15 protein-coding genes are annotated in these 16,690 nt (G+C 38.3%); 10 read left to right on the top strand and 5 right to left on the bottom strand.

Annotated features, from left to right (window positions below; translation table 11 throughout):
- The 4 genes from BUQ87_RS00955 (at position 1) to BUQ87_RS00940 (ending at position 2,370) form a co-directional block, all read left to right on the top strand.
- Positions 1-222, top strand: a complete 222-nt coding sequence (locus tag BUQ87_RS00955; RefSeq protein WP_038261052.1) for a DUF3955 domain-containing protein — start codon at positions 1-3, stop codon at positions 220-222.
- Between the two features lie 319 nt (positions 223-541).
- Entirely contained in the window at positions 542-1,447 is a 906-nt protein-coding gene (locus tag BUQ87_RS00950) for an ATP-grasp domain-containing protein (protein WP_038261055.1), read from the top strand.
- On the top strand, positions 1,434-1,991 hold the full coding sequence (locus tag BUQ87_RS00945) for a GNAT family N-acetyltransferase (protein ID WP_159434245.1): 558 nt from the start codon (positions 1,434-1,436) through the stop codon (positions 1,989-1,991). Before BUQ87_RS00950 ends, BUQ87_RS00945 begins: the two co-directional genes overlap by 14 nt.
- 178 nt (positions 1,992-2,169) lie before the next feature.
- Positions 2,170-2,370 (top strand): hypothetical protein, encoded by a 201-nt coding sequence (locus BUQ87_RS00940; protein ID WP_038261057.1) that lies wholly within the window; start codon positions 2,170-2,172, stop codon positions 2,368-2,370.
- A gap of 155 nt (positions 2,371-2,525) precedes the next feature.
- On the opposite strand, the gene BUQ87_RS00935 is transcribed toward BUQ87_RS00940, so the two are convergent.
- The gene (locus tag BUQ87_RS00935; protein ID WP_052635846.1) at positions 2,526-4,259 is read right to left on the bottom strand and encodes a sensor domain-containing protein; all 1,734 of its coding nucleotides are present in this window, start codon (positions 4,257-4,259) and stop codon (positions 2,526-2,528) included.
- A gap of 257 nt (positions 4,260-4,516) precedes the next feature.
- On the opposite strand from BUQ87_RS00935, the gene BUQ87_RS00930 reads away from it, so the two are divergent.
- The 4 genes from BUQ87_RS00930 to BUQ87_RS00915 all read left to right on the top strand — a co-directional run bounded on the left by BUQ87_RS00930 (position 4,517) and on the right by BUQ87_RS00915 (position 7,635).
- Positions 4,517-4,957, top strand: a complete 441-nt coding sequence (locus tag BUQ87_RS00930; RefSeq protein WP_038261058.1) for an Lrp/AsnC family transcriptional regulator — start codon at positions 4,517-4,519, stop codon at positions 4,955-4,957.
- Positions 4,958-4,966: 9 nt separating this feature from the next.
- A complete protein-coding gene (locus BUQ87_RS00925) occupies positions 4,967-5,404 on the top strand; it encodes a DMT family transporter (protein ID WP_143182363.1) in 438 nt (145 codons plus the stop codon).
- A 145-nt stretch (positions 5,405-5,549) separates the two neighbouring features.
- Positions 5,550-7,184: an ICP22 family protein gene (locus BUQ87_RS00920; protein WP_038261060.1), complete on the top strand. Its 1,635-nt coding sequence runs from the start codon at positions 5,550-5,552 to the stop codon at positions 7,182-7,184.
- Between the two features lie 175 nt (positions 7,185-7,359).
- Positions 7,360-7,635 (top strand): hypothetical protein, encoded by a 276-nt coding sequence (locus tag BUQ87_RS00915; RefSeq protein ID WP_038261061.1) that lies wholly within the window; start codon positions 7,360-7,362, stop codon positions 7,633-7,635.
- A 37-nt stretch (positions 7,636-7,672) separates the two neighbouring features.
- On the opposite strand, the gene BUQ87_RS00910 is transcribed toward BUQ87_RS00915, so the two are convergent.
- The gene (locus tag BUQ87_RS00910; RefSeq protein ID WP_038261062.1) at positions 7,673-8,188 is read right to left on the bottom strand and encodes a QueT transporter family protein; all 516 of its coding nucleotides are present in this window, start codon (positions 8,186-8,188) and stop codon (positions 7,673-7,675) included.
- Between the two features lie 343 nt (positions 8,189-8,531).
- On the opposite strand from BUQ87_RS00910, the gene BUQ87_RS00905 reads away from it, so the two are divergent.
- Positions 8,532-10,538 (top strand): methyl-accepting chemotaxis protein, encoded by a 2,007-nt coding sequence (locus BUQ87_RS00905; RefSeq protein WP_038261063.1) that lies wholly within the window; start codon positions 8,532-8,534, stop codon positions 10,536-10,538.
- Positions 10,539-10,697: 159 nt separating this feature from the next.
- Positions 10,698-11,252: a hypothetical protein gene (locus BUQ87_RS00900; protein WP_038261064.1), complete on the top strand. Its 555-nt coding sequence runs from the start codon at positions 10,698-10,700 to the stop codon at positions 11,250-11,252.
- Between the two features lie 205 nt (positions 11,253-11,457).
- On the opposite strand, the gene BUQ87_RS00895 is transcribed toward BUQ87_RS00900, so the two are convergent.
- The 3 genes from BUQ87_RS00895 to BUQ87_RS00885 form a co-directional block, all read right to left on the bottom strand.
- Entirely contained in the window at positions 11,458-12,615 is a 1,158-nt protein-coding gene (locus BUQ87_RS00895; protein ID WP_038261065.1) for a tRNA-queuosine alpha-mannosyltransferase domain-containing protein, read from the bottom strand.
- A 93-nt stretch (positions 12,616-12,708) separates the two neighbouring features.
- A complete protein-coding gene (locus BUQ87_RS00890; RefSeq protein WP_038261068.1) occupies positions 12,709-14,748 on the bottom strand; it encodes a methyl-accepting chemotaxis protein in 2,040 nt (679 codons plus the stop codon).
- A gap of 573 nt (positions 14,749-15,321) precedes the next feature.
- On the bottom strand, positions 15,322-16,449 hold the full coding sequence (locus tag BUQ87_RS00885; RefSeq protein ID WP_038261069.1) for a 4Fe-4S binding protein: 1,128 nt from the start codon (positions 16,447-16,449) through the stop codon (positions 15,322-15,324).
- Positions 16,450-16,690 lie beyond the last annotated feature (241 nt).

Below are 16,690 nucleotides of genomic sequence, written 5' to 3'. Positions count from 1 at the left end.
ATGAAAAAATATATTTTAACTATAGTATCATTTGTTGCGGCTGTGGTATGCGGAGTATCATACAATATAATAGGGTCTGAAGTTGCTCCGGATGGAACACTTGTGGAACCATTCTTTTTAATACCACTTACGTATCTATTCCTTTTAATTGCAATAATAAGCGCAATATCGGTTGCTGCTATTTCATTCACCAAAAGCCGCAAAAAATCTCATTCAGGATAATGGTTGAATACTGTTAGATGGGAATATGAATTTTCACACCCGTACATTAGGTGTTATAAGTCTCGCCTAATGTACGGGTGCATTTGAAAAATATATAAAAAAGTCAATGAATAATGTCAAAATAAAGCGATATAGGTTGAAAAATGTTGCCTGTTTGGCAATACTAAAAAAATTATGAAATTTTTATGAAATATAAATTTATTATATAGCTAAATCTTCATTAAGTTTATATAATATGTATAGCAAGTATTTTATGGTCGTAAATGTCAGCGGCCATACAGAATTAGAGTGCTATATTAGCATGTAGAGGAGAGAAAGAATGAAGGGCTGGATTATCTACAGTGAAAACGAAACTGAAATAGTGTCTGAAAGAAACGAAGTCGACAGATTCGTTGAGGAGGCAAAGGAAGAAGGGATAGAACTTAAGGTATTAAAACCGGAGCAGATAGACCTGTTTGTTACAAGCCAAAACAGAAAAAGCATACTTGTTGACGGGGAAGAAACTACTCTGCCTGACTTTGTGCTTCCAAGAATGGGGGCGGGAACGACGTACTTTGCACTTGCTGTCATAAGGCATTTGGAGCGTCTAGGAGTGCAGTGCATAAATTCGTCACACCCCATAGAGATAGTAAAGGACAAGCTATACACTCAGCAGATACTGGCAGAAAACAATTTGCCGGTGCCTAAGACAATGCTGGCAAAGTTCCCTATAAATATTGACCTCATAGAAAAAAACATTGGCTTTCCAGCGGTGATAAAAACACTTTATGGAACCCAGGGAAAAGGAGTATTTTTATCCAACACAAAAAAATCATTCAAGGATTTGATGCAGCTGATAGAAATAACCAATTCCAAGCTGAGCATTATAATACAAGAGCTCATAAAGGACAGCTATGGCAGGGATTTGAGAGTGCTCATAGTTGGAGGACGTGCAATTGCATGTATGGAAAGGTCGGCCCCAGAGGATGGATTTAAAGCTAATTTTTCAGACGGTGGAGCCGTAAAGCAGTTTGACCTGACCCCTGAAATTGAATGGCTGGCAACAGAGGCTTGCAGGGTAACAGGACTTGAAATAGCAGGAGTGGACCTTCTGTTTGACGGCGACCATTACAAAATATGCGAGATTAATTCGTCTCCAGGATTTACAGGAATTGAATCGTGCTGTGATATAAATGTTGCAAAAGAGATATTCAAATATTTAAAGATAAGATTTGGCATTTTCTAATAGCGACTATTATGAATATATTATTAAAAAGGTGAGATTGATGATAAAATTCCATGAGATAGACAATTTGAATCCCGGCAAATGCGAGCATTGCGCCGACAGCAGGTCACTTGCACTTCAAATAGCAAAGCTTGTGAGCGATAACATGGCATACTCTAACAACAACACGTATTCAAGCCAGGACATGGAGTTGCTAAGCCGCAACAAGACAGCCGAATCAATGCTGGAATTGATAGAAAGGTCGTATATTGTGTATTTGACAAATGAAAACGACGAACTGGTCGGATGCGGAATGGTGGTAAGGCAGGACGGGCGCTACTTTGCAAAGACTCTGCATATAAGAAACGACTGCAGAGGCCTTGGATATGCACAGCAAATATGCGACCTTAGAGAGGATTTTATCAGGAATATGGGTGAAAGGGAAATATATATAGAATCTCTCAAGTATCCTAAAACTATAGAGTTCCACAAAAAGAGAGGCTTTGCAGAAACACCTCCCTACAGGGAACTTAAATATACTGTGCTTATGAAAAAACAAATATGATTTTGTGAAAATGTCTATAAAAAAGACGCTTTGGATTTAAATGCCAAAGTGTCTTTTTGTGCATTCGAACTTAAATTTACTTTAACAAAAGACTCACTCTGTTGAAAAAACTGAATATGAGGGATATAATTTGTATAAAGTAAAATACAAATTGATTCACATGAAAGGAGATGAGTGCATGAAAAAGATTACAAAGATGCAGATTCTGACAGGAGTGCTGCTCATGCTATATGCAGTCTGGGAAGTTTCGGTTTACAGATGGGCACAGACTCTTCCAGCGAGCGATCCCATAATAAGAGTGGATTTAATTATTATATATCCTGTGCTTTTGATCTGCATAATAATTTCGCTGATCCAATTCAAAAGGAGAAGAGTATGAACACCAAAAAACCAAGCTTTTCCAAATGGTATATTTTGATTACGACCCCAAAATGCCCTGGATAAAAAATGACAGCAAGTGCACATTGATATGGATTTTTACCAGTTAGATTTTTAAATGAAAAAATCAAAACCAGAGGTTCTGATTTTTTTGATTTATTTTGAGTTGTTTTTTAAGAATTCAATAAAAGAGTCTTTTCCAAGGGGCCTGCTGAACAAAAATCCCTGCCCCATGTCACAATGGTTTTCTTTCAGGAATGAGAGCTGATTGTTGGTTTCAATCCCTTCGGCTACGACCTGAAGCTTAAGTATATTCGCCATTGCGATTATTGTGGAGACTATCTGTGTGTTGTCTGTATCCACATTTATGTCATTTACAAAGCTCTTGTCTATTTTAAGCTTGTCTATGGAAAGTTTTTTAAGCTGTCCAAGAGATGAATATCCCGTACCAAAATCGTCTATAGAGAGCTTTATTCCAAGGCCGCTCAGGCTTGAAAGAACATTTATTATGTGGGATATATTTTCCACAGGAATGCTTTCTGTAAGTTCTATTTCAAGATATTTTGGATCGAGTCCTGTCTCTTCAAGGATTTCATTTACGGTATCCACAAAATCGTCTTGTTCAAGCTGCTTCAATGATACATTCACCGCAATAGTTATTGGAGCAATGCCCATATCCTGCCATTCCTTATTTTGCCTGCAGGCTTCTTTAAGCACCCATTTGCCTATTGGAATGATGAGGTTGTTTTCCTCGGCAATAGGTATGAACTTATATGGGGGTATAAGGCCTAGCTTTTTACTCTGCCAGCGGGTAAGGGTTTCTGCCGATACGATTTTCGTGCTTTCAATATCGATAATAGGCTGATATTCAAGATAAAATTCGTCATTGTCAAGCGCAAACCAGAGGTTGTTTTCAAGTACGAACTGGCTGTTTATTTTTTCGTTGAGATTTTGAGAGAAAAACTCAATGTGGCTTCCTGTATTTTCCTTTGCCTTATACATGGCTATGTCGGCATTTTTTATAAGAGTTTCAACGTCGCATCCATTAAGCGGATATATTGCAATGCCTATGCTTATTGACATGTGGAATATGTGGGTGTCGAATATGAAAGGCTGCTGGAAAAATTCAACCACTCTGTTTGCAAACTCAATTATTTCGTCTGTGTCATAGGCTGAATTTATAAGAGTAATGAACTCATCGCCGCCTATTCGGGCTATCTTGTTTGACGGGCCCATTACCGTCTTGAGCTTGTTGCCTACAACTTCAAGAAGCTTGTCTCCGTTTGCATGTCCAAGGTTGTCATTTATTTTTTTGAAGCCGTCAAGATCCATAAAGAGTATTGCAAACGTCTCATCTGGGGACTCGCTTATTTTCTGATCAATATGCTTTAAAAAGTAATTTCTGTTGTAAAGCCCAGTGAGGCCGTCTTTGAATGCCAGAGTATTTATCTCCTGCTCTTTTTTGTTGTTCTCGGTTATATCCCTGACTACGGCCACAATTCTTCCATAGGAATCTTCAGGTATGTGGACGAATGATATGCTTGCAAGAAATGAAGAGCCGTCTTTTTTAAAATACGAGGACACAAAATGGCAGGCACCAACTTTTATGGCACCGTCTATCATGGAATTGTTTCTGTCTATTGAACGCGTGCTTTTTTTTGTCTTGTCTATGGATAAAATTGAAAAATCAAGATCCACAAGGTCTTTTTTACTGTGGCAGTTAAAAAGATCAATTGCAAAGCTGTTGCAGTTTATTATCTTGTATTTGTCCAAAATGAAAACTGCTTCTGGAAGGTGTTCGAATAAAAGATCATGTCTTATGCTAGAATCATTATAGCTGTATTTAATATTGTGTATGTTTTGAAAATCTATATTGTTTTGCTTTTCCATGCAAAAACTCTCCTTATTAAAATAGTAGTATGTATATGGCTAGATGAATTTTAAAAAATAGTAAGATTTATACAGCTAGATCGTTACCATTACAATATATAAAGTAGTATACCATAAAACATAGAGGGGATTAATATATAAATGATGCTATATTAAAATAAAATTTATCGATTGCCAATTGATGGTGTAAATTATTAAGATGTAGTGTTAAAATTAGTTTTATAGACAATTAGTGAATATTAAAAGGGGTGGGATAGATGGACGCTACAGATGACAAGATAATAAAAATACTTCAAGAAGATGGAAGAATATCAATGAAGGATCTGGCTTCATTGGTTGCACTAAGCCCTCCGGCTGTTGCGGAAAGGGTGAAAAGGCTTGAAGAGTCAGAGGTTATAAAGGGGTACAAGGCCGTTATAAATCCGGAGAAGCTTGGCAGAAACATAAATGTACTGATAAATGTTGACATGAAGGTCCAAGGAAGAGATAAATTTTTGGATTTTGTGAAAAATGAGGACAGCATAGTGGCGTGCTACCATGTCACGGGGCCGTACTGCATGATATTAAAGGCGAGCCTTGACAAAATGTCGAGCCTTGAAAATTTAATAGGCAAAATACAGGTCTTTGGGGATACTGAGACATTCATAATACTTTCGTATCCTGTAAAAGACAAGATACTAAGCAAGCTGGAGAAATAGGTGGGCAAAATGAGAAGAGAAACAGCTATTATGCTTGCAGTTTTTTGCGGGATATGCATAGGAATGCAGCCCGTGGTTAATTCCATGCTTGGACAGGTTACAAACCCGCGGCTGGCTGCATTTCACAGCCTTGCAACAAGTGCCTTTATAATGTTTATGGTAGTCTTATTTTCTGGAGACATAAGGTTTTATTCAAATACATTCAATGCAAGGCCTGTATATCTGATTGGAGGGTTTTTGGGGATTGTAATAGTGCTTTCAAGCATATATATAGTTCCTGCGATAGGTCCAGCGAAAATGGCAGGCATATTTGTGGCAGTGCAGCTTGCTACATCTGCAATAATAGGCCATTTCGGACTTTTGGGAGTCGGAAAAAATCCGATGAATTTAACAAAAGCTGCAGGCATAACCCTAATGATGGTAGGGGTCAGGCTGCTGCTTAAATAAACATGCAGTGATAATCAGTTATCATGGGCCCTATTGTCTAATGGGGCCTAAAATTTTGCCGAGAATATAGTCTTAAATACCCTTTGAAAGCGCATATGAAAATAATGTATAAATTAAGTAAGTACATAAAATGGGGGTGTTTATATTGAAATCAAAAAAAGAAATGTTCAAAAAAGTTTCGGCACTATTTATAGCAGGCATGATGGTTTTTTCATATTCTATGCATGATGCTTTTGCAAAGGGGAAACCTGAAGTCAAAGGAAATCAAAAGCATGTAGTCCAAAATGATGAAAAGGACAAGGGAAAAGACAAGTACGATAAAGAGGAAAAGAAACAGGAAAAATACGACAAAAAGCAGGAGAAAAAGAAAGAAATCAAGAAGAGAAATATGGAGAAAAAGCTGTACATAGTTGAAAAAAAGCTTGAAAACATTAAAAATGATTTTGAGAGAATAGAATATGAAATAGACAAATATTTTCAAGATGATGTTCAAAACGACGATGAATTCGAAGATGATGAGCAAATCGGTGAGGATGTAACAGTTGAAGAAGGCACTGACGGGGAAGGAATGGATCAGGCCGATACTGCAGACGGTGAAAACAGTGGTGACGAAGATACAGCTGAAGAACCTGCAGATACTGTTCAAGACGAGATTCAACCTGAACAGCCGGCAGAAGAGCAGAATGTGGTATTAGAAGAGGGAGCAGATGCTGAGAGCCCTGATGATGCTGAAGCAGCTACAGATGGAGTAGAATCAACTGATGAAACAGCTGTGGAAGAACCTGAACAGGCGACAGAAGAAGTACAGGCATCTATGGAGTCAATAGATGAAATTCAGTACGGCTTTGTGCAAGCTGATTCATTAGAAGGTGAAATCAATTCTAATGTTGAAACAGTTACAGATACAACAGAACCAGCTGAAGAGGGATCAGAGCAGACTGAAGCTTCAGATTCCGAGAGCGCTGACGGTGCCGAAATAGTTGTAGATACAACAGAAACGATTGAAGGAGAAGACACAGAAGAAGCCGAAAAGGATGTAGCAGTGGAAGAAGGATCAGAGCAGATTGACCCAGCAGATGACGCTACAGCTGAAGAATCTGTGGATGCGGAACAGGAAGAGCCAGAAGAAGGCCAGGAGATAGAGGAAAGTGAAAACCCAGCAGACGAAGACGATGCTGAAGAAATTGAAGAGGAAGAGATTGAAGAAGAAGATATGGAACAGGAAATAGAGGATGAAGATGAGGATTTTGAAGAAGAACAAAAGGGAAGAAGCTTTGTAGGGAAACTAAATTCCATAAACAACAGGCTTAATTCGGTAGAAAAGCAATTGAGATCACTGGGCAATATTGACGAGGAAATGCAGTCAAGATATGACGAAATAAATAATACGATTGCAGAAATAAGAAGCGACATAGCGGCAGAAATTCAAAAGATAGGGGACATACAGAGCCCGGTTGTCGAAAAACTTAAAAAAGCTATAGATGCTGTAAAATATGAAGCAAAGAAAAAAACTGTAGAGCAGGACAAGTTTTGGACTGTGAAATTCAGTGGAGGCGTGGATGCAGGCACTATAGAAAACTCGAATATATTCGTAGTCGACTCAGATGACAATGTTGTAAAGGTTGAAGTGGAAATGCTTCCAGGGGGAGATGGAATAGTGATAAGACCTGTAGAAGGCTATGTAAGTGGAGAAAGATATACTCTTGCAATATCGGGAATAGCTTCTGAAGAAGGACAGAAAATGAATAATCTTGTAAAACTGGAATTTGAGGTATATTAATTTAATGCTAAAAGACCCCGCAAAGATGTTTTGCGGGGTCAGCTGTTTTCTCCAATGAATATATGAGTATGCCAGAGGGTATAAAAAGCGAGAGATGAATTTTTGAAAACACTTAATAATTAATATTTTGTATTTATAGCTGAAAGCTGATTTTTAATCCAAGGGGGAGACGAAATTGATATATAAGGGATGCTTCATAAAAAAGGACGAATATGGCGAAAAAAGTAGAGTAGAGGAGTGTTTCGTAGTAGAAGATGGAGAGTTTGCACTTGAGCAGCTATTTGAAGAGGCAGGGCTTCCTTTTCCGCCGTGGAACTTGGAAAAGAAAAAGGCGCTTAATGAAGGCAGCTTAGTTCTTTTTAAAGAGGAATTCATAGGGGTAGGACCGAATGATGATCAAATTGCGAAAATGGATTTCGATGAATTTATAATAGAAAAAGGAAAATATTAAAAAAAGCCAGGATTCCATTTTGGAATCCTGGCTTTTTTTAATTAGCTTTGCTTATGGTAAGCAATTTGACTATTGAATCCTTGTCAAGAAGAGGCTTGAATATTATAACGCCAAAAATGCTTACGACTGCAAACTCCCCTATGGCCACATACATGACAGACATTGCAAGAGGTATTGAAAACAGGTAGTTGAGCATCCATCCAACTATAATTCCGTTGAAAAATACAGGCCAAAGACTTGCTATGAAAAGCGATTTCAGGCCGTCTCCGATGTATTTTCTTGTAAGGTATATTGAATTTACAGAAAGAAGCGTAGCAAAAGAGCCAAGCGCTATATCTACAACGCCAAGAGGGCTTCCGAGATTTGCTATTACACAGCCTATTACAAGCCCTGGTATGTACAAGGGGTCTACGAATGCCAGCAGTGTTAGAATTTCTGAGAGGCGAAACTGTATCTCTCCATAGCTTATAGGGGCCAGTGAAAATGTGACTGCTGCATATATCCCTGCAACCATGGCGGTCTTGACAAGGTTTGAAGTGCTGAATTTTTGCATAAAAAAACTCCTTTCAACATAGGGGATATGTTTTACAGAGTTACCTACGAGACAAATAGTATAAATACCGTTTGCTCTTGTTTTTTTTGAAGTGGGTAACCAAGAAAACACTTATCGAGTCAATTATATCACAAAATATGGAATTGTGAATATATTGAGAAAAATAGACTATGCAATATGGATATTAAGAACTATGGATTTTCAGATAAAACTTAAAATGTATCTAGGTTTATTGTATAATTAGTACTAGAGATAGTTGGTGTCGAAAGATACGGTGTTTTGTAAATGGAATTAGTTACACAGAACTGACATCATGGAACTACATAATAGGGGAGGAAAGCAGTTGAAGAAGTTAAAGTTAAGCTCTAAACTCACAGCAATAATAACAATACTTATAGTGATTCCGCTAATTACAAGTGCGTTGTTTTCAAAAAAAATACTATCAAGTTATTTTGAGAACTATTCGAATGAAAAGGTTGAAAAAGCAGGGCAGGCATCGGAAGTGCTTATAAACGAGATGATAGAGGTGCTTGAAGGTTACTCCAAGGCTGCAGCGGCAAATAGCAGACTCGTGCAGTATTTGAATGACATGGACAGGCAGGGGATATCTGAAGAAGTGGATGCCCTTTTTAAAGGCATTAAGGAAAGTTCAAGGGTTGATATACTTGAAGTTGGAGACAGAAATGGAACTGTTGTGTACAGGGCCCATAATCCACAAAAGTATGGAGATGACAAGAGCGGCAATTTTGCTATAAGTAAAGCCATTGGTGGCGAAGCGGCATCTGGAATTGAAAAAGGTTCAAGTGGATTTGCACTCAGAGCTGTATATCCAATAAAGTTCAACGGTGAAGTTATAGGAACAATAATGGCTGGCTCGAAGTTCGACGAATCCGTGGTGGACTATCTAAAAGAAATCACTGGAATGGAAATCACTGTTTTCATAGGCAATGAAAGACTGACAACTACAATAACGGATGAAAGCGGGAGCAGGCAGGTTGGGACTGTTCAAGATGATACAAATGTAACAGACAGGGTCTTGAAGGAAGGAAGTACATATAAGGGCAAGGCAAGCGTACTGGGAGCCACGTTTTTTGTAAGGTACAGCCCTCTTGTGGCAATTGACGGCCAAATTGTGGGGATGTTTTTTAACGGATTAGATGTTGAAAGTACATACAAGACAGAAAAAAGCATTGTACATACACAGGAAATGGTTGCAATTGTAAGCCTCATAGTGGCTATAATAGTGGGAAGGCTGTTTATAAGAAGCCTTATAAAGCCCATAAGAATTATACTCGGCGGAATGAAAATGGTTGAAGAGGGAGATCTGACCCAGAGGATCAAAATTGCAAGAGGCGATGAAATCGGAGAGCTGGCGCAAGGATTTAACGAAATGACAAGCAACATGGAAGGTGCCATAAAGGAGCTCAACATGCTTGTAGGACATCTTGGAGGAGCCTCTTCAAACATGAAATCCGGAGCAAGCGCAGCATCGGAAGCTACAGGGCAAATTGTAATTGCAGTTGAAAGCATGACTAGTGAAATTTCACATCAGGCTCACAGTTCCAGTGATGCTCATGTCAGCATGCAGGAACTTGTTAGAAGTATTAACGAGGTAAATGATGATGTGAATACAGCAAGTGAGATATCGAATTATGTCTCCGTGGATGCAAAGGACGGAGAGTTTGCTATGGAGAACATGGCAAGTCAGATGAAGACGATAGAACAAAAAATTTCGGATCTGTCGGCAACGATGAAAGATCTTGAAAATAATTCAGTGAATATAATGGATGTGATTACGCTTATAAATTCCATAGCAAAGCAAACTCATCTCTTGGCACTCAATGCTTCAATAGAGGCGGCCAGGGCTGGCGAGAACGGCAAGGGATTTTCGGTCGTGGCTGAAGAAGTTAAAAGCCTTGCGCAGGAATCATCATCTGCAGCTGAAAGCGTTGAAAGCCTAATAAAAGAGACCAATATGCATGTTCAAAAGGCATCGGCTGTAATGGAGGAAGGGCTGAAGGAAGTACGCCGTGGAATAGCAGTTGTTGAAGATTCTTCTAACTCGTTTAGCAAGATAATATCCGGTGTTGCAAATATTAATTATAGATTTGCTCATATAAAGACTATAACCGGGGATATGAACAATAAAAGCGAAGGAGTACAGAATATTGTCCGCGAAATTTCATTAAGTGCTCAACAGTCAAATTTATCAACTGAAGAGATATTGGCATCTTCTGAAGAACAAAGCGCAACTATAGTTGAGTTTGAAAAACTTTCTGAAGACCTTGAGACCCTTACAAGCGAAGTAGAAATTATGACTTCCAAATTTAAAACAGATAAGGATATATAAGCGCGTTTGGATTTTTATAAAATAAATCAAAAAAAATAAACAGGTTAATTATAAATTGATATATAATATAAAATGAACGTGCCTTTAGGGTTTATTTGTGTGTTTTTATTGTAATCCGGAGAATAAATGTGGATGCAATGCTTTTGAGGAGGAGCTAGTATGGAAGATATTTTAGAAGACTCTAGTCTAAATTTTGATATGGAGAACGATTTTGAAAGCTCTGAGCTTGATTTTATGGATTCTGGTGAAAAAAAGGACGTAGAGAAAACCGTGAGGTCTTTAAAGTCGGCAGTAAAGTTTCCAAAAGAGTATGCTGGAGAGAAAGAAGACAAGTCTAAAAATAGAATATACATTGCAATAATATTGGCCTGCTGTATATTGATAGGATGCATGGGGTACGGTGCGTATGGCTTTTATCAGAAAAAAGTAGAACAGATGGAGATTGAAAAGGTTATTAAAATAAGGCCCCAAGAGGCAGAAACCTGCATAGGAAGCCTTGCGATTAGGGCGTTTCCGACCCCCTCGGGAGATGAAAGCTTTATGAAAGCGCCTGTGAAGATTATTGCAGTTAAAGACAATATGATAAACTATGTGGATGCCAACGGTGTTTCAAGGATATTGAAAAAAGAATTTTGTGATGATAATTGGATGAAGTGGGATGATTATCAAAAACTTAAGAACCTGGGAAAGAATATTGAAAAAAAAGTTGAATAAAGGTATTCTTATATTAAAAAACGTGATTCAGAATTTCTTCTGAATCACGTTTTTTAATATAAGAATTTGTGAGATGAAGAAACTTGAAGAGGTTGAATAGTAGGAAATTACTTAATTAATATTATCTTAAATGATAAATAATTGTAGGTTCTTAAATTCATATTTGTAATTTAGGGTATTGCTTATTTATAAGAAAAGTAAAATTCTATATTATTTCTTCAAATAATGAATCGTAATGAAGTGACATGCTTTTCCACGAAAAGCCGGCTGCTATATGGCTCATGTCCTGTTTTCTTATATGGCCTATATTCACTATGGCCCACTCCATTTTTTCTACAAGTTCGTCAAAATCAGAGTAAAAGTTGCCTGGGTTCTCATTTATTCCAATAAGCTCAGGGTAAGTCAGCCTGTTTGGCAGTATAGGATAACAGCCGCAGTAGACAGCCTCCATGACGCTTATTCCAAAAAACTCCTGGTTAGAAGTTACCGGGAGCAGGTCGCATTTACAAAGCCATTGGGCGTATTCGCTGAAGCTTTCAGCCTTTCCAAAAGAGACTATCTTGTCACCAAGAGATGCCCTCGCCTTTTCAAATATGTCGGGGATGTTCTTGTAGCTTTCGCCAAGTACAGCAACATTAAAGTCAAGTCCCTTTTCATTCAGGAAAATAAGGGCGTTGAAAAAATCATAAGGGTTTTTGTCGTATTCCCACCTGTGATTCCAAAGAACAAGTGCAGGTTCATTCCGCATTTTTTGTGAAGGCTCCAAATGGGACTTATGCTTTATGACACTTGTCTCATGGGCGTGCTTTTCAGCTGCAATGTCGAAATTTTCATATTCAAGCCCGAGGTGGAGCACCTGTGATTTCTTTCTTATGCTATCGACATTTGATATGCCATTATAGTCAGGGAGCCTTTGGAGAAATGCTTCCAGAGAATCCAAAAAGGATTCCATATGATACTTTGAATTGAAAAGGCATATGTCAGCTGACAGCGCAGAGGAATAGTTGATAAAGCCGTAGTGGAAATCTCTTCCTTCGTTTTTATCCCTGTCGCTTGGCGACCAAGGGTATGAAAGCTGATTTTCATGGAAATAAAGTGCTGTCTTAACTCCGTTAAGCTTGTGCCTGCAAAGAGATATGAATGTGGAAAGATCCATCATATCGCTTGCAACTATCAGCTCGGGCTTAAAATCGCTTTTCAGGAATTCTTCTGCGATGTGGATAGCGCCCCCGTGCATTCGCCACTTCCAAAAACGCCCTTTCATTCCAATGACTTTAACATTGTGGGAGCTGTATCTAATATAGCCGTTTATCCAGTTTGCGTGTGAACCCGTATAGTATGGTTCGAGCATTAGTATGTTCAAATGGTATCACAATCCTTTCGTTAGCTTGCAAAATATATTCTAGCACAAAATGCCCATAAAAAACCCCGCAAAAGCGAGGTTTTAATAATTGGATTAAATTTTGAATTCGCTTATGGCAAGCTTGAGCTCGTCTGAAAGCTCCTTATTTGTTTCAGAAAGAGAAGATATCTCTTCCATTGATGCAGCCTGTTGCTCCGTAGATGCAGATATTTCTTCTGTAGTAGCCGAAAACTCTTGGGTCACACCGGAAATCTGGTTTATTGCGACCATTATCTCTTCTTTTTTTAGAGCTATGTCATCCGAGTGACTGTTGACAACATCCATATGGCTTAGCAGGTTGTCAACTGACCCGCTTATTTCATTAAATATTTTGTCAGTATCCAAAAGGACCTCATACTGTTCGTTCGTCATGCTTCTGACTGTGCTCATTTCAGAAACCGCATTTTTGACTTTGCCCTGGATGGCAGATATCAGTCCCCTTATGTTTTCAGTGGCCTTGTGGGTTTCTTCAGAAAGACCCCTTATTTCATCTGCAACAACTGAAAAACCTCTTCCGGCCTCACCTGCTCTAGCGGCTTCTATTGAGGCGTTAAGTGCAAGAAGGTTAGTCTGGCCCGATATGTTTTCTATAAGGGCTATTATATTTTCTGTATCCTTTGAGGCATTTTCTATATCGGATATGATCTCTTCTATTTCAACAGTCTTTTCAATGCTGCTCATTGTCTTCTCGTTCAAATTGCTTATTGTCTCTTTACCCTGCCTGCTCAGCATCTCCGCCGTAGATGCTATATCTTTAGCATCGGCAATAAGGCCTGAGCTTTCCTCTATTTTTGAGCCGAGTATGCTTGTGTTTTTAGAAACTGCATTTGCATCATGGGCCTGAGTTGTAGAAGACATGGCCAGCGACTCAACGGCATTTGCATTTTCATTTATGGCAATTGAAGCTTCCTCTGTTATCTTTGAAAGTGAGTCGGAGCTGTTGGCAAGCTGATCTGAGCCATGGACTATTTTTCCTATGAGATCTCTAAGGCCATTTTGCATTGACATAAGGGATCTTGTCATATCTCCGATCTCATCGTTCACACTTGCATATTTATCCGGGATATCAGCTGAAAAATCTCCAGAAGACATTACGCTCATGTGCTCTGCAGCTTCCTTCAAAGGAAGAAGAAGGCGTCTTACAATATATATCATGGCGGCAGAAGATAACAGAATGATAAAAAGTGTTACAAGCATGGATTTTTGAAACATCGAGGCATTTGCTTTTTCAAGCTCTTCAAGTGATAGTCCAAGGGCAAGAGAGCCTTTAAGTGCGCCGTTTTCATAAAATGGTATTTGAACCTCGTAAGCCGCGACCCCGAGTTCTTCATCAAAATATTCTGAAGCCCCTTCCTGGCCGTTTTTTATTGCGTTCATAGTTACTTCATCATCGTATGTCTTTCCAAGCATAGACTGCGTTCCTGCAATGGCAGTTCCATTTTCATCGAGTCTAAGTGCATAAATTATGCTGTCCTTCTGTTCAACTTGAGAAAGCAGCTTTTGCATGTTCATATTTTCTTTAAGCTGCACTATGACGTCGGCGCTTATTCCAACCTGCACATAATAGCCGTTTTCAAGATAGATACCGCCGTACTTGTAGAACTTATGGTCTACGGGATTTTCCCTTACGCCTTCCATATAGCTGGGCTGAGTATAGTTGAATACAACGTCCATTGCATGTCCCTGGGGGTATTCCCATCCTATATATGCCTCTACGTTTGAATAAGGTATTTTTCGATCCGGTCCGACTATGTTTATTTCAGTTACAGCGAGCTCCTTGGCAAGCTCTTCCAGGTAGCCGTTGCTCATTGCAGGCCAGCTTACGTGATTTAGTGCATTTGATGCGGTAAGTATCTTATCTGCGAGGAGGGAGTCCACTATGGTTTCGAAATTTTGCATATGCTCTGTTGTTGAGTATATCTCATGAGCAAGGTCCATTCCGCCGATTTTCATCTCTTCTTTTACCAGATTATTCACATTTTTAAGTGTAATGTATGTAAGAGAGATGTTCGACACTATAAGAGCTATTGCGGTAAATAGGGTTATCTTGGTCTTCAGCGGAATTGAATTTTTGGTAAAAGCAATTTTTTTCATATACATAACCTCCAGTATAGTATAAATATAAATTGACAGACTATTTATAATAGACTTAGCTGATGCTGCATGTTTTTATAAGTAAAGAACACCACCTTTAAACAAATATAAATTTACATTATTAAAACTATTATAACCTAAAAAACATGTCGAAAGAAATAAAAAATGATTGAAAATACAGCTGAAATCAATAGAATATTTGCTAATCGCCAAATGGAATTGTATAAGAATAAACAATAAGCCCAGATTTCAATATGGCATAATCTAATAATCAGTTATAGAAATATAGTGAAATTATACTATAAATACAATTCGATTACTATATAAACGTGATTATAATGAATAAATATTTGACAATTTTGAACGGATTTGTGTTTTGAATGAGCTTTTATTAAAAGTGTTCTTTTTATAAATATGCCCGTTATTCAAAAATGTAAGGCAAAAAAAGCTGATTAGACTTGAAAATATTTACTGATATACAATGATGAAATTTTGATTTTAGTTTCACAAACACAGGAAAGCGCCCCTTAAAACAGTTTTAAGGGGCGCTTTCCTGTGTTTTAAAATTGAATTCTATTCAGATTTCAGGAGATCTTTTGCAGTGTGGGTGTCAATATCAGGGTTGTAGTTTGATATTTCTTTGAACTTGGTATCGGAAGGAACTGTGCTTTCAATGCCGAGTCTTTCGTACAGTTCATTAATTGGCATTCCTATATGTTTTGAAACTTCATCAAGAGTCATATAGCCTTTTATTTCGTCAATTTGTATTAGTTCACCCTCGGCAATGGGCTCAGGCAGAAACTGCGCATATCCAGATAGTTTTCCAAGTCCTATTCCGCCGAAGAATATGAGCAGCACAAGTGATAGCAATATTGCAGGCTTAATATTTTTTCCGGCGAATCTTGTTTTAAGTGCCCCTTCCTTAGGGCATGAAAGAGTGCATTTTTGACAGTTTATGCATTCTATTGATTTTACGGACTCAACATTGTCAACTGCTATGTTTACAGGGCAGGTTTTGGCGCATATCCCGCAGTCTATACATACATCTTTGTTTCTCTCTATTTTATAGGGGCTCAGCTTTGAAACCAATCCAAGGAATGCTCCCATGGGACACAAGTATTTGCAAAAGAACCTGTCATACACAGCAGAGCCAGCAATGGTAATTATCAAAAGGGCTGTTCCTATTGGAAACTCGTCAATAAGTGCTGCAGGCCCCTCGAATATATGTGCATATGCGGCCCACGGGTCGTAGGGAGACATCCAAAGCTCACCTGTTTTCCACGCGGCTCCAGCTGTTAATGCAAGTATTGCATATTTGAGATATCTAAGAGGCCTGTCTATTGATGAGGGTACTATAAATCTTTTTTTGAAAACTTTTTTTCCGATAAAAGCAAAAAACTCCTGGATGCCTCCAAATGGGCATATTGTTCCGCAAAAAGCCCTCCTGAACAAAAAGGCAACCATAAGGCTCATAACAAAGACAATAATTGTACCCGTGAATATTTTGGGAAGTGTTCCTCCTGTTGACAGCAAGATGTAAAGGCTTTCAAGTCCTCCATACGGACAAAGTGCATGCACGGAAGGGGAGCCATCACTTCCGCCGCCGAGAACATTATGCATGTACGCCTTGTATGTAACAAAAAATAGTACTGCAGAGAGCAATCCCGCGCGGATCCATTTGATTTTTTTGTTTGTGTTCAAATTAATTCCTCCATTCTCTATTACAATTATTATTGCAAAATAATACCTAAAATAAATAATACCCTTCAAATGTGACAAATATGTGAAGTATGCAATTAAATCTGCAAAAAATTAATTCTAATAAGCAGCTGCATCAAATAGGAGAAATATGTGTGAATATTGAGAATATAGGTTTTTAAGATGACAGAATGAGTTTTATAATTTACATAATACTGATATTGCATTAAACTTATAGTTGGAA

Origin of the sequence: Peptoclostridium litorale DSM 5388, assembly GCF_900141635.1 — a bacterium.
GTDB classification, from domain to species: domain Bacteria; phylum Bacillota; class Clostridia; order Peptostreptococcales; family Peptostreptococcaceae; genus Peptoclostridium; species Peptoclostridium litorale.
Note: the sequence above shows the minus strand (reverse complement) of the source record. Positions and strands in the feature narration are given on the sequence as shown.

Bases quoted from the DNA above. Each gene is read 5' to 3' on its own strand.
- BUQ87_RS00910 (WP_038261062.1), bottom strand. From the start codon at position 8,188: ATGCAAAAATTCAGCACTTCAAACCTTGTCAAGACCGCCATGGTTGCA.
- BUQ87_RS00900 (WP_038261064.1), top strand. From the start codon at position 10,698: ATGGAAGATATTTTAGAAGACTCTAGTCTAAATTTTGATATGGAGAAC.
- BUQ87_RS00940 (WP_038261057.1), top strand. From the start codon at position 2,170: ATGAAAAAGATTACAAAGATGCAGATTCTGACAGGAGTGCTGCTCATG.
- BUQ87_RS00925 (WP_143182363.1), top strand. From the start codon at position 4,967: ATGAGAAGAGAAACAGCTATTATGCTTGCAGTTTTTTGCGGGATATGC.
- BUQ87_RS00950 (WP_038261055.1), top strand. From the start codon at position 542: ATGAAGGGCTGGATTATCTACAGTGAAAACGAAACTGAAATAGTGTCT.
- BUQ87_RS00890 (WP_038261068.1), bottom strand. From the start codon at position 14,748: ATGAAAAAAATTGCTTTTACCAAAAATTCAATTCCGCTGAAGACCAAG.
- BUQ87_RS00955 (WP_038261052.1), top strand. From the start codon at position 1: ATGAAAAAATATATTTTAACTATAGTATCATTTGTTGCGGCTGTGGTA.
- BUQ87_RS00930 (WP_038261058.1), top strand. From the start codon at position 4,517: ATGGACGCTACAGATGACAAGATAATAAAAATACTTCAAGAAGATGGA.
- BUQ87_RS00935 (WP_052635846.1), bottom strand. From the start codon at position 4,259: ATGGAAAAGCAAAACAATATAGATTTTCAAAACATACACAATATTAAA.